This window comes from Rhodococcus sp. AZ1 (assembly GCF_054979605.1).
The window spans coordinates 125,415-143,856 of sequence record NZ_JBUEQF010000001.1 but is presented as its reverse complement, the minus strand read 5'-3'; the positions used below and the strand labels follow the sequence as shown (position 1 = coordinate 143,856).

Annotated in this window: 22 protein-coding genes; 8 read left to right on the top strand and 14 right to left on the bottom strand. The window is 70.2% G+C overall.

The genetic code is table 11. The annotated features are described in order from the left end of the window. Together htpX and ACY48E_RS00755 are read right to left on the bottom strand one after the other, a co-directional pair. Entirely contained in the window at positions 1 to 870 is an 870-nt protein-coding gene (gene htpX / locus ACY48E_RS00760; RefSeq protein WP_462870137.1) for a zinc metalloprotease HtpX, read from the bottom strand. A 49-nt stretch (positions 871 to 919) separates the two neighbouring features. Next, positions 920 to 1,963, bottom strand: coding sequence for a polyprenyl synthetase family protein (locus ACY48E_RS00755; protein WP_462870136.1), 1,044 nt, complete (start codon positions 1,961 to 1,963; stop codon positions 920 to 922). Positions 1,964 to 2,044: 81 nt separating this feature from the next. On the opposite strand from ACY48E_RS00755, the gene ACY48E_RS00750 reads away from it, so the two are divergent. Further along, positions 2,045 to 3,304, top strand: a complete 1,260-nt coding sequence (locus tag ACY48E_RS00750) for a geranylgeranyl reductase family protein (protein WP_462870135.1) — start codon at positions 2,045 to 2,047, stop codon at positions 3,302 to 3,304. A 1-nt stretch (position 3,305) separates the two neighbouring features. Here the strand turns inward: ACY48E_RS00750 and ACY48E_RS00745 are convergent, their stop codons facing one another. Genes ACY48E_RS00745 through ACY48E_RS00735 form a run of 3 tightly spaced genes read right to left on the bottom strand, consistent with a single transcriptional unit; the run spans position 3,306 to position 5,640 of the window. Further along, on the bottom strand, positions 3,306 to 4,001 hold the full coding sequence (locus ACY48E_RS00745; RefSeq protein ID WP_462870134.1) for a demethylmenaquinone methyltransferase: 696 nt from the start codon (positions 3,999 to 4,001) through the stop codon (positions 3,306 to 3,308). A gap of 17 nt (positions 4,002 to 4,018) precedes the next feature. Further along, a complete protein-coding gene (locus ACY48E_RS00740) occupies positions 4,019 to 5,161 on the bottom strand; it encodes a glycosyltransferase family 4 protein (protein ID WP_462870133.1) in 1,143 nt (380 codons plus the stop codon). A gap of 47 nt (positions 5,162 to 5,208) precedes the next feature. Next, positions 5,209 to 5,640 (bottom strand): DUF3592 domain-containing protein, encoded by a 432-nt coding sequence (locus ACY48E_RS00735; RefSeq protein ID WP_462870132.1) that lies wholly within the window; start codon positions 5,638 to 5,640, stop codon positions 5,209 to 5,211. Between the two features lie 39 nt (positions 5,641 to 5,679). Between ACY48E_RS00735 and ACY48E_RS00730 the strand changes: the two genes are divergently transcribed. Continuing rightward, the gene (locus ACY48E_RS00730; RefSeq protein ID WP_462870130.1) at positions 5,680 to 6,180 is read left to right on the top strand and encodes a DUF2505 domain-containing protein; all 501 of its coding nucleotides are present in this window, start codon (positions 5,680 to 5,682) and stop codon (positions 6,178 to 6,180) included. Between the two features lie 3 nt (positions 6,181 to 6,183). On the opposite strand, the gene menD is transcribed toward ACY48E_RS00730, so the two are convergent. Beyond that, positions 6,184 to 7,812 carry a 2-succinyl-5-enolpyruvyl-6-hydroxy-3-cyclohexene-1-carboxylic-acid synthase gene (gene menD / locus ACY48E_RS00725; protein ID WP_462870129.1) on the bottom strand — a complete coding sequence of 543 codons (1,629 nt, stop codon included), beginning with the start codon at positions 7,810 to 7,812 and terminating at the stop codon, positions 6,184 to 6,186. A 58-nt stretch (positions 7,813 to 7,870) separates the two neighbouring features. On the opposite strand from menD, the gene ACY48E_RS00720 reads away from it, so the two are divergent. Next, complete coding sequence (locus ACY48E_RS00720) at positions 7,871 to 8,470, top strand: flavin reductase family protein (RefSeq protein WP_462870128.1); 600 nt, start codon at positions 7,871 to 7,873, stop codon at positions 8,468 to 8,470. Here ACY48E_RS00720 and ACY48E_RS00715 read toward each other — a convergent pair. The 4 genes from ACY48E_RS00715 to ACY48E_RS00700 all read right to left on the bottom strand — a co-directional run bounded on the left by ACY48E_RS00715 (position 8,442) and on the right by ACY48E_RS00700 (position 12,261). Then, the gene (locus ACY48E_RS00715) at positions 8,442 to 10,067 is read right to left on the bottom strand and encodes a flavin-containing monooxygenase (RefSeq protein ID WP_462870127.1); all 1,626 of its coding nucleotides are present in this window, start codon (positions 10,065 to 10,067) and stop codon (positions 8,442 to 8,444) included. The two genes, ACY48E_RS00720 and ACY48E_RS00715, sit on opposite strands and share 29 nt — an antisense overlap. A 48-nt stretch (positions 10,068 to 10,115) precedes the next feature. Continuing rightward, the gene (locus ACY48E_RS00710; protein WP_462870126.1) at positions 10,116 to 10,547 is read right to left on the bottom strand and encodes a DUF6918 family protein; all 432 of its coding nucleotides are present in this window, start codon (positions 10,545 to 10,547) and stop codon (positions 10,116 to 10,118) included. 44 nt (positions 10,548 to 10,591) lie between these two features. Beyond that, entirely contained in the window at positions 10,592 to 11,545 is a 954-nt protein-coding gene (locus ACY48E_RS00705; RefSeq protein WP_462870491.1) for an o-succinylbenzoate synthase, read from the bottom strand. A 74-nt stretch (positions 11,546 to 11,619) separates the two neighbouring features. Beyond that, positions 11,620 to 12,261: a PaaI family thioesterase gene (locus ACY48E_RS00700; RefSeq protein ID WP_462870125.1), complete on the bottom strand. Its 642-nt coding sequence runs from the start codon at positions 12,259 to 12,261 to the stop codon at positions 11,620 to 11,622. Positions 12,262 to 12,322: 61 nt separating this feature from the next. Here ACY48E_RS00700 and ACY48E_RS00695 point away from each other — a divergent pair, with 61 nt between their 5' ends. The 4 genes from ACY48E_RS00695 to menE all read left to right on the top strand — a co-directional run bounded on the left by ACY48E_RS00695 (position 12,323) and on the right by menE (position 15,830). Continuing rightward, entirely contained in the window at positions 12,323 to 13,216 is an 894-nt protein-coding gene (locus tag ACY48E_RS00695; protein ID WP_462870123.1) for a 1,4-dihydroxy-2-naphthoyl-CoA synthase, read from the top strand. 257 nt (positions 13,217 to 13,473) lie between these two features. Beyond that, complete coding sequence (locus tag ACY48E_RS00690) at positions 13,474 to 14,196, top strand: GNAT family N-acetyltransferase (protein ID WP_462870122.1); 723 nt, start codon at positions 13,474 to 13,476, stop codon at positions 14,194 to 14,196. A 102-nt stretch (positions 14,197 to 14,298) separates the two neighbouring features. Continuing rightward, positions 14,299 to 14,682: a VOC family protein gene (locus tag ACY48E_RS00685; RefSeq protein WP_462870490.1), complete on the top strand. Its 384-nt coding sequence runs from the start codon at positions 14,299 to 14,301 to the stop codon at positions 14,680 to 14,682. Further along, positions 14,679 to 15,830 carry an o-succinylbenzoate--CoA ligase gene (gene menE / locus ACY48E_RS00680; RefSeq protein WP_462870121.1) on the top strand — a complete coding sequence of 384 codons (1,152 nt, stop codon included), beginning with the start codon at positions 14,679 to 14,681 and terminating at the stop codon, positions 15,828 to 15,830. Before ACY48E_RS00685 ends, menE begins: the two co-directional genes overlap by 4 nt. A gap of 17 nt (positions 15,831 to 15,847) precedes the next feature. Here the strand turns inward: menE and ACY48E_RS00675 are convergent, their stop codons facing one another. Continuing rightward, a complete protein-coding gene (locus tag ACY48E_RS00675; RefSeq protein ID WP_462870120.1) occupies positions 15,848 to 16,045 on the bottom strand; it encodes a hypothetical protein in 198 nt (65 codons plus the stop codon). Between the two features lie 184 nt (positions 16,046 to 16,229). On the opposite strand from ACY48E_RS00675, the gene ACY48E_RS00670 reads away from it, so the two are divergent. Then, positions 16,230 to 17,099: a 1,4-dihydroxy-2-naphthoate polyprenyltransferase gene (locus tag ACY48E_RS00670; RefSeq protein ID WP_462870119.1), complete on the top strand. Its 870-nt coding sequence runs from the start codon at positions 16,230 to 16,232 to the stop codon at positions 17,097 to 17,099. Between the two features lie 23 nt (positions 17,100 to 17,122). On the opposite strand, the gene ACY48E_RS00665 is transcribed toward ACY48E_RS00670, so the two are convergent. The 3 genes from ACY48E_RS00665 to ACY48E_RS00655 are packed head-to-tail and all read right to left on the bottom strand — an operon-like array spanning position 17,123 to position 18,302. Beyond that, positions 17,123 to 17,503, bottom strand: coding sequence for a phage holin family protein (locus ACY48E_RS00665; protein ID WP_462870118.1), 381 nt, complete (start codon positions 17,501 to 17,503; stop codon positions 17,123 to 17,125). Then, complete coding sequence (locus tag ACY48E_RS00660) at positions 17,500 to 18,084, bottom strand: Clp protease N-terminal domain-containing protein (protein WP_462870117.1); 585 nt, start codon at positions 18,082 to 18,084, stop codon at positions 17,500 to 17,502. Before ACY48E_RS00660 ends, ACY48E_RS00665 begins: the two co-directional genes overlap by 4 nt. 5 nt (positions 18,085 to 18,089) lie before the next feature. Beyond that, the gene (locus tag ACY48E_RS00655) at positions 18,090 to 18,302 is read right to left on the bottom strand and encodes a helix-turn-helix domain-containing protein (protein ID WP_462870489.1); all 213 of its coding nucleotides are present in this window, start codon (positions 18,300 to 18,302) and stop codon (positions 18,090 to 18,092) included. Positions 18,303 to 18,442 lie beyond the last annotated feature (140 nt).

Sequence of the window (18,442 nt, the reverse complement as noted above, 5' to 3'; positions counted from 1 at the left end):
TCACCGCTCACCGCGCGCCATCCGCACCAGCCGGTCGATGCGCTGATCCATCGGCGGGTGGGTGGAGAACAGTCGCGACATCCCTTCGCCGGGGCGGAACGGGTTCGCGATCATCAGGTGTGACTGCGCGGCGATCTGCGGCTCCGGCGGCAGCGGGGCCAGGGCGGTGCCGTGGGCGAGCTTGTTCAGTGCCGACGCCAGCGCCAGTGGGTCACCGGTGAGTTCCGCGCCGGACTCGTCCGCCTGGTACTCGCGTGTGCGCGAGACCGCCAGCCGCACCAGGGTGGCGGCGACGGGTCCGAGCAGTGCCACCAGCATCAGGGCGATCGGGTTCGGGCCGTTGCCGTTGCCTCGGTTGCCGCCGAAGGCGCCGGCGAAGTACGCGAGGTTGGCCAGCCCGGAGATCACCGCGGCCATGGCACCGGCGATGGACGAGATGAGGATGTCGCGGTTGTAGACGTGGGAGAGCTCGTGCCCCAACACCCCGCGCAGCTCACGCTCGTCGAGCAGATCGAGGATCCCCTGGGTGCAGCACACCGCCGCGTTGCGCGGGTTGCGCCCGGTCGCGAAGGCGTTGGGTGCATTGGTGGGGCTGATGTAGAGCCGCGGCATCGGTTGGCGTGCCGCGGTGGCCAACTCCCGCACCACGGCGTACACCCGCGGATACTGCACCTCGGACATCGGCTGCGCCCGCATGGATCGCAGTGCGAGTTTGTCGCTGTTGAAGTACGCCCACCCGTTGACCGCGACGGCCAGCACGACGGATCCGACGAGGATGGTCCGACTGCCGAACAGCGAGCCGACGAAGACGATCAGCGCCGACATGCCGACCAGCAATCCGAACGTTCTGAGCTGGTTCGCGACCTTCATGTGCGTTCTCCCGACCGCGTCGACGGACTCTGCGCCGATGCGCGTGTTCTCAGCCGACGCGTGCCACCGTGTATTCCACGAGGTGGGCGATGGCATCGTTGGCCGGACCCTGCGGCAGTGCCGCCAGTTCGGCGCGCGCCTTGCCCACGTACTCGTCCAGCGTACGTCGCGCCGCGACCATGCCGGGTGAACGACCGAGCAGGTCGAGAGCCTCGGCGAGCGTGTCGTCGTCGGTGACCGGACCGTCCAGCAGCACCCGCAGACGCTCGCCGATGGGGCCGTCGTCGCGCAGGGCGTAGAGCACCGGCAGGGTGTGCACACCCTCGCGCAGGTCGGTGCCGGGAGTCTTGCCCGACTGCTCCTGCGCCGAGGAGATGTCGATGATGTCGTCGCAGATCTGGAAGGCGGTGCCGACTGCGTCGCCGAGTCGCTCGAGGCGACCGATGTGCTCGTCGTCGCCGCCGGAGAACGTGCCACCGAAACGCCCACACGTGGCGATAAGCGAGCCCGTCTTCTCCCACACGGTGGTCAGGTAGTGCTCGACCGGGTCCTGGCCCTCGCGGCGGCCGATGGTCTCGCGCATCTGCCCGGTGACCAGGGCGGCGAAGGTCTCGGCGATGATGCGCACCGCGGACGGGCCGAGTGTGGACACCAGTCGCGAGGCGTGCGCGAAGAGGTAGTCCCCGGCGAGGATGGCGACGCTGTTGCCCCATCGGGCGTTGGCGCTGGGGACGCCGCGGCGCATGGGAGCCTCGTCCATCACGTCGTCGTGATAGAGGGTGGCCAGGTGGACCATCTCCACGACGGCGGCCGCGGTGATCACGTCGGGGCTGTCCGCCTTGGGCCCGAGCTGAGCGGAGAGGATGGTGAACAGCGGCCGGAACCGCTTGCCGCCGGCCTCCGCCAGGTGCAGGGCCGCCTCGATGAGGAACTCCTCGCCGCTCGATAGTTCCTCCACGATCAGCGCCTCGACGCGCTCGAGGCCCGCGCGCACGGTGGCCGCCACGTCCGCGTCGGCGAGGTCCACTCCCGCCGCGATGGTGGGCCCGTCCTGCTGTAACCGCTCCACCGAGTGCTGCTCCGCTCTGGTCACTTGACCTGTACCGTCCCTCGATTCGACCCCGCGTCAGCAAGCCGGACACCTATAACCGTACTGGTTGGGGATGATGGAACCATGACCGCCGGACAAGATGCAGTCGCCACACCCCTGCCAGCGCACGGTGACGTGGTGGTGATCGGCGCCGGTCCGGCGGGCTCGTCGGCGGCCGTCTGGGCTGTTCGTGCAGGTCACGATGTTCTGCTGGTCGATTCGGCGACGTTTCCGCGGGACAAGACGTGCGGCGACGGTCTCACTCCGCGGGCAGTGGCCGAACTGGACCGACTCGGCATCGGCGACTGGATTCTCGGGCGCGCCCGCAACCGTGGCCTGCGGCTGACGGGCTTCGGCCGTCGGCTCGAACTGGAGTGGCCCGGCGGGTCGCTGCCGGCCGTCGGCAGCGCTGTGACCCGCACCGATCTCGACGACGGGATCCGCCGCGCAGCCGTGGACGCCGGCGCGACGATGGTGCAGGGGGCCAGAGCGGTCGACGTGGAGATCTCCGGTGGCAGAGTTCGCAGCGTGACGTTCGACACGGCCGACGGGCCGCGGACGGTGACCTGCGAACGCCTCGTCGTCGCCGACGGGGTGCGCTCGACCATCGGCCGCAAGCTGGGCCGGCAGTGGCATCGGGACACCGTGTACGGCGTCGCGGCCAGGGCATATCTGACGTCCGGTCGCAGCGATGACGAGTGGATCACCTCCCACCTCGAGCTGCGCGACGCCGATGGCACACTGCAGGCCGGGTACGGCTGGGTGTTCCCGCTCGCCGACGGCACCGTCAACCTGGGCGTGGGCAGCCTGGCCACGGCCCGTCAACCTGCCGGATCGGCGTTGCGACCGCTGCTGGAACTGTATGCAGCGCAGCGGGAGCAGGAGTGGCAGCTCAGCGGCGGGGTTCGCCGCTACGCCTCGGCGCTGCTGCCGATGGGCGGGGCGGTGTCCAACATCGCCGGCGAGAACTGGGCCCTGATCGGCGACGCCGCAGCATGCGTCAACCCTCTCAACGGTGAGGGCATCGACTACGGCCTCGAGGGTGGACGGCTGGTGGCGGAGCTGCTCGACGAGCCCGACCTCACCGACGCCTGGCCCGCGACGCTGCGCGAGCACTACGGCCTCAGTTTCTCCGTGGCCCGTCGCCTCGCGGGACTGCTGACCCTGCCATGGTTCCTGCCCGCAGCCGGGCCGATCGGGATGCGCTCGGCGACACTGATGCGCATCGCCGTGCGCTGCATGGGCAACCTGGTCACCGAGGCGGACCACGACACTGTCGCCCGAGTGTGGCGTCTGGCCGGACGCGGATCGAGCGCGCTCGATTCACGCCCGCCGTTCACCTGAGCTACTTCACCGCGTGGTGCAGGGCGACGATCCCGGCGGTGAGATTGCGCCACCTGACCTCGCGCCAGCCGGCGGCGTGCATGCGCCGTGCGAGCGCGGCCTGATCCGGCCACGCCCGAATCGACTCGGCTAGGTAGACGTAGGCATCGGGGTTGCTGCTGACGGCGCGGGCCACGGCCGGCAGAGCCTTCATCAGGTACTCCATGTAGACCGTGCGCATGGGTGCGAGCACCGGGGTGGAGAACTCGCACACCACCAACCGACCACCGGGGCGGGTCACGCGTCGGATCTCCCGCAGCCCGGCATCGAAGTCCGAGACGTTGCGCAGACCGAAGGAGATGGTGGCGGCGTCGAAGACGTCGTCGGCGTACGGCAGGGCCATCGCATCACCCGCCACCATCGGCACCCCGCGGGAGACACCGGCTGCGAGCATGCCCTTGGAGAAGTCGGTGGCCACACAGTAGGCACCGGACTTCGCGAGTTCGACGGTGGAGACGCCGGTGCCGGCCGCGAGGTCGAGCACCTTCTCACCGGGACGCAGGTTCAGCGACTCGCGGGTCAGACGACGCCAGTGCCGGTCCTGCCCGAACGACAGCACGGTGTTGGTGAGGTCGTAGCGCTCGGCGACCCCGTCGAACATGGTCGCGACCTCGTGGGGCTTCTTGTCGAGTTGCGCGCGAGAACCGGTGGCTGACACGTCCTCGACGGTACAGCTCACGCGGCGGCGGCCTGCTCCCAGCCGAGAACGTCCTGGTAGTGCCCCATCAGCTCGCCACAGACGGCCGGCCAGGTGCGTGCGGTCACCGAGCGTCGGGCAGCCTCGGAGAAGTGCCGACGGGTGGCGGTGTCTAGCAGCGACTCCACCGCGCCGGGGAGCAGCTCGGTGAACTGCTCGGTGCCCAGCAGGTAGCCGGTCCGGCAGTGGTCGATCAGATCGATGGGCCCACCGGCGTGCGGGGCGATGGCCGGGACGCCGCTCGAGAGCGCTTCCTGCACGGTCTGGCAGAACGTCTCGTGCTCACCGGGGTGGACGAACACGTCGAAGCCGGCGTAGGCGCGGGCGAGGTCGTCGCCGCCGAGTTGGCCGAGGAAGAGCGCCGACGGCATGAGCGCCTCGAGGCGAGCGCGTTCTGGTCCGTCACCGACGATCACCAGCTGCACGCGTGGGTCGTCGGCCAGAACCGCGAGCCGCTCGACGTGCTTCTCCGGAGCCAGGCGACCGACGAAGCCGACCACCGCGCGCGCGCCGGGCGTCGTGCTCAGCCAGTGCCGGCGAGTGCTCTCGCAGCGGGCGTCGGGGGTGAAGCGGTCGGTCTCGACCCCGCGCCCCCACCGGTGCACGCGCGGGATCCCGTGCTCGGCGAGCGCGGCCATGGCGGCGCTGGACGGGGCGAGCGTGCGGCTCGCGCCGCGGTGGATGTGCCGGGTCCAGCGCCACGCCGCGCGGCTGGTGAGCCCGAGTCCGTAGCTCTGGGCGAATCCGGCGACGTCGGTCTGGTACACCGCCACGGTCGGTACGCCGAGGCGGCGGGCACTGGCCAGTCCCCCGGCGCCGAGCGCGAACGGCGACGCCAGGTGCACCACGTCCGGATCGAAATGCCGCAGGGCGGCCGTCAGGCCCGGGCCGGGGATGCCGACGGGCAGCGTGCTCACTCGCGGCACCATCACCGACGGCATGCGCAGCACCGGGGTCGCGCGGTGGTGGGTGGGGGCGGGTTCGAGGTCGCCGGGGGTGTCGGGGGCGACCACCAGCGCGGTGTGTCCGGTGCGTTCGAGGTGCTCGAGGATTCGCACCACCGAGTTGGTCACGCCGTTGACGTACGGGAGGAAGGACTCGGCGACTATTGCGATGCGCACGGTTGATCAGTGTTCGCAGACCGCGCGACCGCCCGCCGACGTCGACGTTACGAACGGGCGACCCCGGAGCGAACTCTCGAGCCGTCCTTGCGGCGCAGCAGCCACAACACCGGGGCCGCGATCGCCCACGTCACCACGATCACCGACGCGGCGGGAATCACCGCGACCGACGCATCTCGACCGGCCACGCGCACCAGGTCGGGTTCACTGCGCGCGTACTCGACGTCGATGCGTTGACCGGCGATCAGATTGGTCGGGTACAGCACTCCCAGCTGCGGGTTGTGGGTGACGCCGTCGGGGGTGACGAAGCTGATCGCCGAGCGCAGACGCCCCGCCGAGAGCACCTCCGCGGTGGCCGTACCCTCGTCCGAGGTGATGGTGCGATCGTTGCGCCAGGCCGCCACCACCAGCAGCACGGAGAGCACCGAGATCGCACTTGCGAGCACCAGGACGGTAAGTCGGGCGCGGCGCACGGTCACCGCGCCAGGCTATCGCGCACTCCGGTACGGTCGGTCACCATGGCTCGCACCTTCGACATCACCGAACAATTCAACGCTCCCACCGCCGCCGTCCTTGCGGCATTGACCGACGAGAAGACCTGGGCCACACGGGCCGCCGAGGCGTCCGAACGCGCCACCGTGGAATACGACGCACTGCCCGGTGGAGAGGTTCGCATCGCCGTCACCGAGAACGTCGGTGCCGCCGTTCTGCCGGGCATCGTGCAGAAGGCGATGCGGGGCGATCTGAAGATCCACCGCACCGACACCTGGCAGCCGCTGGTGGGCGACACCGCACACGGCACGCTGTCCGGGTACTCCACCGGCCTGCCCGCCAAGGTCGAGGGCACCTTCACCCTGGCCCCCACCGAGACCGGTTCCGCTCTGACCCTCGTCGGCCAGGCGGAGGTCAAGCTCCCGCTCGTCGGCGGCAAGATCGAGTCGATGGTCACCGACATGATCGGCAAGATCGTGCACGGCGAGGCCAAGCAGACCCGCAAGGCCGTCACCGGCAGCGAGTAGGGGTCAGGCCATCTCGCGGCGGATGGACGCGTGCAGCTCACGCAGACCCGACCGCTCGGTGGTCACCTCGACCACCCGTATCCCATCGGCAGGCGCGTCCAGCGCCGCGGGTAGATCCGGCAGGCTCACCCGCAGGTGCTGGGCGCGGTAGGCCGCGCACAGGGGCGCCAGGTCCACCCCGTGGGGGGTGCCGAACACGCGCTCGAACACCCCCGCGTACTGCGGATCGCCCTGCTCGAGCAGCTCGAAGATCCCCCCGCCGTCGTCGTTGGCCACCACGATGGTCAACTCTCGCGGGCGGGGCTCACCCGGACCGATGAGCAACCCGGACGCGTCGTGCAGGAACGTCAGGTCCCCCACCAGTGCCGTGGTGCGACCCTCGTGGGCCAGCGCCGCGCCGATGGCCGTCGACAATGTTCCGTCGATCCCGGCCACGCCCCGATTGGAGAGCACCCGCACCCCCGGCAGCGGGTGACTGACCAGAGCGACGTCGCGCACCGGGTTCGAGGCACCGAGAACCAGCAAATCTCCCTCTCGACGCGAGGCCGCCACCGCCGCGGCCACGTGCAGTCCGGTGGGCTTGTCGTGCGCGGCGAGCGCATCACGCACGGCCGCCTCGGCGCGGGCGCCGATCTGCGCGGCGCGATCCAACCACTGCGGCGACGGCTCCCCGACCACCACCGCGCGGGTGCCGGTGGCCATGACGTTGCCGGAGACGTCGGGCCACCGCGGACCCGAGGTGAGCGCGTACACCGACACCTGCGGGTCGGCGAGCACGCTCGAGACCGGGCGGTGCAGCGTGGGGCGCCCGGTGATGATCGCCTGACGCGGCGCCAGTTCGGTCAGGGCCAGCGGGCTCAGCGGCACACCGTGCAGGGGCGCGGTGGGCTCGGCCACCGTGGGCAGGCCGGCCAGCTCCGGACGCGGCGCCGAACCGTGGCCGGAGATCACCACGGTGGGGATGCTCACGTCGATCTCGACGGGCACGTCGAGGGTGGCGTACTGCGTGGACGTCCACGGCAGACCGCCGGCGCGGCCGGTGTCGGGGCCCGGTTCGAGCGAGTCCGGTGTCAACGGCTCGCGCAGAGGAACGTCGAAGTGCACCGGGCCGGCGTTGCCCGAGCGGGTGCCGCGCGCGGCCGCCAGCACCCGGCACACCGCCGACCGCCATCGGCTGTTCTGCAGGTCCGCCGCACCAGCGTCGTCTGGGTGCTCGGCCAACCCCAGGCTGATGGCGGCGCGCACCTGGGTGCCGAAGATGCCCAGCTGCTCGACGGTCTGATTGGCCCCCGTGCCGAGCATCTCGTACGGCCGGTTGGCACTGAGCACCACCAGCGGCACCCGCGCATAGTTGGCTTCGAGCACGGCGGGAGCCAGGTTGGCCACCGCGGTTCCCGACGTCATCACCACCGGCACCGGACGCGAACTCGACACCGCCAGGCCGATGGCGAGGAATCCGGCGGTGCGCTCGTCGATACGCATGTGCAGGCGAATGCGCCCGTCCGCGTCGGCCGCCTGCAGCGCGAACGCCAGCGGCGCGTTGCGCGAGCCGGGGCACAGCACGACATCACGAACGCCGCCGCGATGAAGTTCGTCGACGACGGTGCGTGCCTGCAGGGTGGACGGGTTCACCCTTCCAGACTGTCACAGCGCCGCCGCCGCTTCGGTGCGGTCTGCGACACTGACGAGCGTGCGCACAATCCACGATCCAGCCGAGATCGACCCATTCCGCTTCTACACCCTGTTGACGGCCTCGATCGTGCCGCGGCCCATCGCCTGGGTGTCCACGATCGACGTCGACGGGGTGACCAATCTCGCGCCGTACAGCTTCTTCACCGTGGCCTCCACAGCACCGCCGGTGGTGCAGTTCACCTCGGTCGGGCACAAGGACAGCGTCCGCAACATCGAGGCGACGGGCGAGTTCGTGATCAACATCGCCACCGAATCGATGATGGACGCCGTCAACGCCACCTCCGCGAACTTCGACGCCGCCACCAGCGAGTTCGAGGCGGTGGGTGTGGCGTCCGAGCCCAGCGAGAAGGTGCGCCCGCCGCGGGTGGCGCAATCACCCGTCGCGATCGAGGCCACGCTGAACCGAGTGATCGAAGTGGGCAACTGCTGGGTGGTGATGGGCAATGTGGTTGCCCTCGCCGCGCACCCCGACGTCCTCGCCGAGGACGGCCTGCCCTCGTTCGAGCAGCTCGCCCCGGTCAGCCGACTAGGGCGCGATCAGTGGGGACTGACGCCGCCGGTCCGCCGACTCACCCGGCCCGACGCGCCGCAGGGCTGACGCCGCCGACCTTCGCCGCGGTGGCGCTGGTCTCGAATCGGTAGCGCGAGGCCGGCACGTGGCGAGTACGCCACCAGCCCTCGATCGTGGTGGAGGCCCGGAACGGCACCTCCCCGTTGGGCCCGAAGTAGTAGCTGTTGGCGCTCGCGCAGGACGGCTGATCGAACACCCGCCGGCCGTCGCGTCGAACCATCCGCTTCATGTAGTCGGCGGTGGCCTTCTCGGTGACCTCGACGCGGGTGGCCCGACGCTCACCGACCTGCTTCATCAGGCGTGTCAGCTGCGCCATCTGGTTCTCGATGAGCGTGAAGTACGACGCCCCGTTGTAGCCGTAGGGGCCGAACGCCCAGAACAGGTTCGGGAACCCGGGCACCGCGAAGCCCTCGTGGGTGCCGTAGCCGCCGGTGTGCCAGCGCTCGGTGATGCTCCCCGCCGGGCCCTCCACGGCGAACGGCGGCATGTTGCTGTCCTCGAACGCGGCGAAGCCGGTGGCGCACACCAGGATGTCCGCCGGGTGGCGCACGCCGTCGACGGTCACGATGGCGTCGGACTCGATCCGATCGATCCCCTCGGTCAGCAGCGAGACGTTCTCGCGGTTGAACGCGGGCAGGTAGGTGTTGGAGAAGCTGGGGCGCTTGCACCCCAGCGAGTACTGCGGGGTGAGCTTGGCGCGCAACTCGGGGTCGGTGATGGTCTTGCGCATGTACGAGTGGCCGGCCTTCTCGCCGTACCGCGAGACACCCAGCAGGGAGTGGTAGTGGGCGGCGAGGGGGAAGGTCACCTCGACGAAGCTCTGGCTGAGCAGCCGGGCAACGCGGGCGAGGCCGGGAACGCGGCGCAGGGCCGTGCGGGCACTGTTGTTGAGTGCGACATCCGGCTTGGGCAGACACCAGATCGGGGTGCGCTGGTACACGTCGAGGTGTTCCACCAGCGGCGCGAGCGCCGGAACCACCTGCACACTCGACGCGCCGGTACCGATGATCGCCACGCGCTTGCCGGTGACGTCGAGCGCGTCGTCCCACCGCGCAGTGTGCACGACGGGCCCGGCGAAGCTGTCGAGCCCGGCGATGGTCGGCATCTTCGGCTGGCTCAGAGCTCCGGTGGCCACCACCAGGTGGCGGGCCACGTACTGCTCGCCGCTGGTGGTCACCACGGTCCAGGTGTGCTCGCTCTCGCTCCACACCGTGCGGGCCACGCGGCGACCGAAGCGCGCTCGCCGGTTGATGTCGTGCCGAACGGCCAGGTCACGTGCGTACTGCAGCAGTTCCTCACCGGGCGCGTAGGTCCGCGACCAGTCCGAGCGCGGGGCGAAGGAGAACTGGTACGAGAACGACGGGATGTCGACGGCGACACCCGGATAGTGGTTCCACTTCCAGGTGCCGCCGACGTCCTCGGCCTCGTCGATCAGCAGATGATCGCGCATCCCGCACCGGTCCAGGGCGATGGACATGCCGATGCCGGAGAAACCTGCGCCGATGATGATCGCGTCGTGAACCGGCGTGCCCTCGCCCCCGGCACCGCTGTCACGCTCGGAACTGCCGTCACGCTCGGAACCGCTGTCACGCTCGGCGCTGGGCGAGAGATCAAGTGTGCTCATGGTCACTCTTGCTACCAGATGCCGACGACAGCCGGTAGCGACGGGGTGTCAGCCCGCGTACTTCTGAACCAGTTCGCCGATGCGGGGAAGGGCCTCGCCCACGTTCTTCTTCGCGGACGGTCGCAGCGAGGAGTAGCCCTTCTTGATCGCGCTCTTGCTCGTCTGGTCGATGCGCGAATCCGTCACCGACAGCAGAGCATCGGCGGCGGCATCGGCGTTGGCCACGAGGTACTCGCCGAAGGTGCCCGTGGGCGCGGCGGAGTACTGCTGCCAGAACGGGTCGAGTTGCTCGACGAAGCCGGGCCACAGCTTGGTGACGGCGTCCTCGATCACGGAGGGGCCGATCTTCTTGACGGTGCCGTACACGGCCTTGACGGTCAGGCCCTTGTCGGAGACCTCGGCGTCGATCAGGGAGCGCACATCGGCCTCGACGGCGGGGCGGGCGCTCTCGGCGAGCAGGGAATCACTCAGTGGTGCCACGGAAAACAATCCTTCGGTCGGCTCTGGGCGGGTCGGGCCGAACGCTACCCCATTTCCTGCCACACCCGTCGGGCTCGCGCGTGCCACCACAGACGCCTGTCCGCCGGTGCTGCGAGTGCGCTCAGAGCCGCCGGATCGGGTGTGGCCACGCGCACCGCCAGGCGCCCCGCGTCGGGCACCCGCCCGATCGACGACGGGTCCACCAGGTCCCGCTCGAACAGCTGCCCGGTACCGAGCCCGCTCGCCGGTTCCACCCCGTCGACGAGCGGAAGCGATGCTGCCGCAACCAGTCCCGCGCTCATGCCGACGGCGGTGTCGAGTGCACTCGAGATCACGATCGGTACGCCGAACTCCGCCAGTTCCCTCGCCAGCGCCGCCACGGCCCGCACGCCGCCCAGCGGGGCCACCTTCACCACCGCGACGTCCGCGGCCCCCGCGCGAACCACCCGCAGGGGGTCCGCGGCCCGGCGAATGCTCTCGTCCGCGGCGATCCGCACCCCGGGCACCAGCTCGCGCACGCGGGCAAGCTCCTCGACCGTGGCGCACGGCTGCTCGGCGTACTCCAACTCGCCCGACTCGGTCAGCGCTCGCAACGCCGCGGCTGCCTGCTCGACGCTCCAGCCGCCGTTGGCGTCGACGCGCACCGTGGGCACCCGTGCGCGCACGGCCTCGACCCGCGCCACGTCGTCGGCGAGGGTGCCGCCCGGCTCGGCGACCTTGACCTTCGCGGTGACCGCGCCGGGGTACCGCGCCAGAACGGCGGGCACCTGGTCGGCGTGGACGGCCGGGACCGTCGCATTGATCGCCACCGAATCACGCACCTGCACAGCCGTTGTCGGCGTCGTCAGGCCGAGTACGGCCGCCTCGACCCCGGAAGCGAGCCAGGGCGCCGCCACGGCGTCGTCGTACTCGGTGAAGGCCGCGAACTCACCCCATCCGGCGGGCCCCTCGAACACCATGGCCTCGCGAACGGTGATGCCGCGGAAGCGAACTCGCATCGGTAGCGACACCACGTGCGACGACCCGATCAGATCCTCGATCCCGTAGCCGGCTCGGGTCGCGGCGGCGGCGATCACGGTTGCCAGGGGTGCAGGGCCACCATCAGCGCCTCGCAGTCGGCGAGGACGGCGGGCTCGGCGGGCTGAGCAGGGTCGGCTGGTTCGGCAGGGCCGAGGAGTTCGGCGGTGATGAAGGTCTTGCGCCCCTCCACCCGGTCCACGCGGGCGCGGGCGGTGAGCGGGGTGTCGAGCGGGGTGACCTTGCGGTAGTTCACGTGCAGGAACGCGGTGCGCCCGATCGGGCGGTCGTGGGCGAATTGCGTGAGCCCCACCAGGTCGTCGAACAGCAGGGTGATCACACCGCCGTGAGCTGCTGCGTTGCCGCCGAGGTGGAAGCGTCGGAACGTCCCGCCGATGCGCACACCCTCGGGGCCGAACTCGTCGATGGTCCACGGCGGGTTCAGCAGGCTTCCCCGCCCCGGCAATCGCGGGAGCCGGCCGGCCGGTGAGCGCCCCTCGGGCACCGCGTACGGCGCCATGATCGCGACGAGTTCCTGCGCTGTCTCCCGGGCGCGCGCGGTGACGTCGTCGGGCATGTCGGTCGAGACCGCCAGGTCCTGCACCGTCCGCAACGCCTCGATCAGCGGCGCGTAGTCCGGGCCGACCACCGCGGGCTCGTACCTCGGGAACCCGCCGTGCTGCGCTCGCTCGCTCATTGCTGCACCGTAACCAACTGTCGGCACCTGGCCGCCCGGGCCGGTCACTATCGTTTGACCCATGACCTTCGACGCCCAGCTCTGGCGGCCGGTTCCCGGCTTCGAGAACCTCACCGACATCACCTATCACCGGCACATCACCGACGGCACGGTGCGCGTGGCGTTCGATCGTCCCGAGGTGCGCAACGCGTTCCGACCCGGCACCGTCGACGAGCTGTACCGCGCGCTCGATCACGCCCGGATGACCTCCGACGTCGGAGCAGTGCTCATCACCGGCAACGGCCCGGCGCCCAAGGACGGGGTGTGGGCCTTCTGCTCGGGTGGTGATCAGCGCATTCGTGGACGCAGCGGCTACCAGTATGCGGATGGCGAGACCGCCGACACCGTCGATCGTGCCCGCGCCGGGCGCCTGCACATCCTCGAGGTGCAGCGGCTGATCCGCACCATGCCCAAGGTGGTGATCTGCCTGGTCAACGGGTGGGCCGCCGGCGGTGGGCACAGCCTGCACGTGGTGTGCGATCTGACCCTCGCCAGCCGCGAGCACGCCCGCTTCAAGCAGACCGATGCCGACGTGGGCAGCTTCGACGGCGGATACGGCAGTGCCTACCTGGCGAAGATGGTGGGGCAGAAGTTCGCCCGCGAGATCTTCTTCCTCGGCGATGAGTACTCCGCCGAGGACATGCACCGCATGGGCGCGGTGAACAAGGTGGTCGATCACGCCGAGCTCGAGACCGAGGGCATCGCGTGGGCGAAGAAGATCAACGGCAAGTCGCCGCAGGCGCAGCGCATGCTCAAGTACGCCTTCAACCTCCAGGACGACGGGCTGGTGGGCCAGCAACTGTTCGCCGGGGAGGCCACCCGTCTGGCGTACATGACCGACGAGGCCGTCGAGGGACGCGATGCCTTCCTGGAGAAGCGTGAGCCCGACTGGTCGCCGTATCCCTGGTACTTCTGATCGGGACTCGGCGGGCCCGCGATGCCCGGTTGGTTGCTCCGTAGAGCAGCTGCAGACCGGAGTATCAGGTTGTATGTGCGTGTATAAGGCCTGGCCTTATACGTCCTTATACAACCCGATACTCGGCCGGCGACGGCATATCGGACTATCGACGCCGAGCCCGCCGCCCAACAGAGGAGGAGTGCATCGACATCCGAGCAGCGCACCGAAATCACCGAGCTTTCTGGCAGCAGATCGCCCCGGTGTGTGGCGGTGCGGTGAACGAGACACCGGGTGGCCTGATCATCGAGACCGGCATTCAGGCAACCGGTTTCAACCAGCTCCACTGTGACGGCGGATCGCCGGAGAGCGACGAGGCGGCGATCGCTGCCGCCGAGCAGCACTTTGGGTCGAGTGGGTCGAGTGGGTCGTGGCGGCTCGTCAGCGGAGGGCCCAGCGTCGCAGCCGAGACGTTCGCCGCGCGTCACGGGGTCGAGCGCGAACCGCTGTACCCGATCATGACCATGCCCCTGACCGGTTCCGTGCCGCCGCTGAAGACACCGCTCGTACTTGCCACTGCGGACGATGTCGCCGACCTCCGCTCGTTCGTGGACAGCGCCGCTGCCGGATACCGGATGGACCCGGCCTTGCTCAAGCCGCTCGCCACCAAGGCGGCGCTGGCGGAGGGCGATCTGCAGTTCCACCTCGGCCGCCTCGACGGGCGCTGCGTCGCTGTGAGCGTGAGCGTGCGGTCCGGCGACACCGTCGGCGTGTACTTCGTCGCCGTCCGGCGAGGCTTCCGGCGGCGCGGGTTCGCTGCGGCCATCACCTGGCATGCGATCCACGACGGCGCGAACCCGGCCGCCGGCACCGCGGTGCTGCAGGCCACGACCGCGGGCTACCCGGTCTACACGCGGATGGGGTTCACGCAGATTGCCGACTACTGGCTGTGGGACCTGCCCGGGCAGCATCCCACCGGTCGTCCGACCTCGAGACCATGAACGTCCCGCCGTGGAGGGTTGCCCTCGCAGCAGCGGAGCCGGTTGACTATCGGTCATGACTCCGTCGCCGCCGGTCGCAGGCACCATCACCGGGCACCGCTGATGGAGGTGCTGAGCAGCCGCATCATCCTGCGGCCCGCCGACCCCGCCCGCACCACGGCGTTCTATCGCGACACCCTCGGGCTCGCGATCGCGCGCACCTACCCCGGCGGCACGGTGTTCTTCGCCGGGCAGGGTCTGATCGAGGTGGCCGGGCACGGCGGCAGTGGTCGGCCGAGCACGTTCGACGGCGCCCTGTGGCTGCAGATCCGTGACGCCGAGGCCACCGCCACCGAGCTACGCGCGGCGGGTGTGGCCATCGAACGCGGGCCCACCACCGAGCCGTGGGGGCTGATCGAGATGTGGATCTGCGACCCGGACGGCGTACCCATCGTGTTCGTCGAAATTCCCCCCGAGCACCCCCTGCGCAAAGATCAGCGCGGATGATCCTCGAGCCGCTGCCCATCCCGACGGGTGAGGCGGTGCGCGCGGTCCTGCCCGCCCTCGCCGACGCGCTCGACGGCCGGCGCAGCCTGCTCCCGGTTCCTGCGGCCGACCCGGGTGAGACCGCTCGGCTCACCGACGCCCTCTCCCCCGGCGAGCCCATCGACCCCGCGGTGGCGCTGGTCGTCGCCACGTCGGGGTCGACGGGTGTTCCCAAGGGCGCCATGCTCACTGCCGAAGCACTGCAGGCCAGCGCCGCGGCCACGGACGCCCGCCTGGGCGGCCCGGGCACGTGGCTGCTGGCACTGCCCGCCCATCACGTCGCGGGCCTGCAGGTACTGCTGCGCAGCCTCGCCGCGGGCACCGACCCGGTGATCGTCGACGTCGCCGGTGGCTTCGATCCCGGTGCGCTGCCCCCTGCCATCGCGAGCATGGCCGGTCCGCGGCGCTACACCTCCCTGGTCCCGACGCAGCTGATCAAGGCCCTCGACCACCCGGAGGCCACCGCGGCACTCGCCGAGCTCGACGCCGTTCTGCTGGGCGCCGCCGCCACCCCCGCGCCGGTGCTCGCCCGCGCCCGCGAGGCGGGGATCACGGTGGTGCGCACCTACGGGATGAGCGAGACCTGCGGCGGCTGCGTGTACGACGGGCTACCGCTGGACGGGGTGCGGGTGCGGCTCGACGGCGCGCGGGTGGTGCTGGGCGGGTCCACGCTGGCCTCGGGCTACCGCGGGCACCCCGACCACGAGGCGTTCGCCGAACCGGGGTGGTTTCGCACCGACGATGCCGGGCAGATCCACGACGGCGTCCTCACCGTGCTGGGCCGACTCGACGACGCGGTGAGCACCGGCGGCCTCACCGTGGTGCCCCGCGTGGTCGAGGACGTTCTGTGCGCTAATCCCGCCGTCGCCGAGTGCGCGGTGGTGGGGGTTGCCGACGAGCGACTGGGTCAGGCCGTGGCGGCGGCGGTGGTGGTGCGCGAGGGCGTCACCACCACCGCCGGAGCGCTCCGCGATCACGTCGCGTCCGCTCTGGGCCCTTATGCCGCACCGCGGACCGTGACGTTCGTGCCCGGTCTGCCCCTGCGCGGACCGGGAAAGATCGACAGAGCCGAGGTGCGGAGGCTGCTGGAACGCCATCCCAGTCGGTGAGCATCTCGGGGTGAACGTCAGTGGGTGAGCGTGCCGTCGGTGTTGCGTGCGGACAGGCACAGTTCCAGATCGGTGGTCACGGAGATCGCGCCCTCGACGTCGCCGGCGAGCAGGCAGCGACGCTGGGCGAGGGTGAGCGCACAGATGGCGCGGTCGAGTTCGCCGCGATCCATCGCGCGGATGACGTCCGCGATCAGCGGATAGGTGTTGCCCACGAAGCCCCCCGGGAAATGCGATCACGCGTGCTGCGGGCACGACGCGACACCAGCGCATCATCCATGGCCGACCACGACAGACCACGGGAAACCTTCGGGTGTGAAGGCGCGAAAGACGATCATAACGTTTCGGTGAACACACGCAAAAGGGACGACGAGTGTGGGATGCGCAATGATCGTCACCATGGCGACAGTTGCGCAGTGGATAGAAGGGGCCCGGCCCCGCACCCTCCCCAACGCGATCGCACCCGTGGTGGCCGGCACCGGAGCGGCGGCCTGGCTCGACGGCGCGGTGTGGTGGAAGGCGATCCTGGCGCTGGTGGTCTCGCTGTCGCTCATCATCGGGGTCAACTACGCCAACGACTACTCCGACGGAATCCGCGGTACCGACGACAACCGTGTCGGCCCGCTGCGGCTGGTGGGTTCTCGGCTGGCGACGCCGACGGCCGTGCGCACCGCCGCCGTCGCATGCTTCGCGGTGGCGGCAGCTGCGGGGCTGGTCCTGGCAGCGACCACCGCGTGGTGGTTGGTGGCCATCGGCGTGTTCTCCATTGCCGGTGCCTGGTTCTACACCGGAGGCTCGAAGCCCTACGGCTACAGCGGATTCGGCGAGATCGCGGTGTTCGTGTTCTTCGGGCTGGTGGCGGTGCTGGGAACGCAGTTCGTGCAGGCCGACCGCATCGACGGCGTCGGGGTGGCGACGGCGGTGGCCGTCGGGTGCTTCTCGAGTGCGGTGCTGGTGGCGAACAACCTGCGCGACATCCCCACCGACACCGAGGCGGGCAAGATCACCCTCGCGGTGCGCCTCGGTGACCGACGCACCCGCATCGCGCACGTGGTGCTGCTGGCCGTGCCGTTCGTCGTCACCGCAAGCCTGTCGATCCACGTGCCGTGGGCCCTGCTGGGACTCCTCGCGCTGCCGCTCGCGGTGAAGGCCAACACTCCGCTGCGCACCGGGGCCACCGGGCTGGCCCTGATCCCGGCTCTGCGCGACACCGGCCTGACGATGCTTCTGTGGTCGTTCGGCACCGCGGCGGCGCTGATCATCGGCTGAACCGCGTCACACCGTCGCGCGACTCACACCTTTTCTGGCACGAGCACACCGAGGACCCAGTTCACGAGCGAGACGATGATCGCGCCCCAGAAAGCCGCCCAGAAGCCGACGATCTCGAGCCCATAGTTGGTGGTCGAGGTGATCGCCGCGGTGAGCAGCAGCATCAGCGCGTTGATCACCAGCGTGAACAGTCCCAGCGTCACGATCAGAAGCGGCAGGGACAGCAGTTTCACGACCGGCTTGATGACGGCGTTGACCAGGGTGAACACCGCGGCGATACCGAGCACGACGAGGATGTCGACACCCACCCCGTCGCCCGGGCTGACGATGGAGATGCCCTCCACCCAGGCGGCGGCGAGCCAGATGGCGACGGCGTTGATGACCAGGCGTGCGATCAGGCTCATGCCGCCGACCGATCGAGCAGGTCCTCGACATCGAGGCGCAGGCGCGCGATCTCCACCGGCCCGGCCACCGATGCCGGTATCGCGTCGACGGTGTTGATCGCGGCGAGCACCATGTGTTCGAGCCCGATCGCGCGGTCCTGGCGGCGGACCGCCTCGCGCAGCGCACCCTCGAGGACGTTCTTGGCCGACTTCTCGAAGGGCAGGTGGCCCCATCGCTTGGGGTTCGGCGACCGCAGTCGACGGCGACGGCCGGGCCTGATGTCCATGGCACCGAACCCGAAGCGACTCTCCACCGATTCGCGCACGGCGCCGAGATCGATCCCGATCGATTCGAGGGCCTGCCGGTCCTGCTCGTCGAGGCTCGACGGGTCCGCCGGGTCCGGCCGGGTGACCACGGCTCGACGGACCGCATCGGCGGTGAGACCGGCTCGGGTGAGGGCCTCGCCGAGGGCGGCCTGCGCGGTGAGGGTGACCCCCAGCAGCAGGTATCCGGAGTCGAGGGAGCGGGCGCCGAGTTGGTGCGCCTCACGCTGGGCACGCACGATGCTCAGCCGCGGTTCCTTGGTGAATCGTTCGAACATGACGCTCACTTTCTCCGGGAGTACTTCTGGTGCATGGCCTGGCGGCTCACGCCGAGGGCGTCGGCGATGGACTGCCACGACCACCCCTGTTCGCGTGCGGCGCGCACGTGCAGCGCTTCGAGCCGGTCCGCCAGACGTCGAAGGGCCGTGACGGCGCGCAGACCCTCGGCAGGATCGGCGGAACCGGCCGAGGCCGACAGCCCGGTGGAATCGGTGATTGCCATGGCCACGACGGTAGACGGACTCACCGCGGCTGTCAACGAAAATTGACAACATTTCGGCGACGGCCGTGGGGTCCGCCGACGTCGGGTAAAGATGACCGCATGCGCAACGCAGCCACGACGCCCAGCCCGATCAT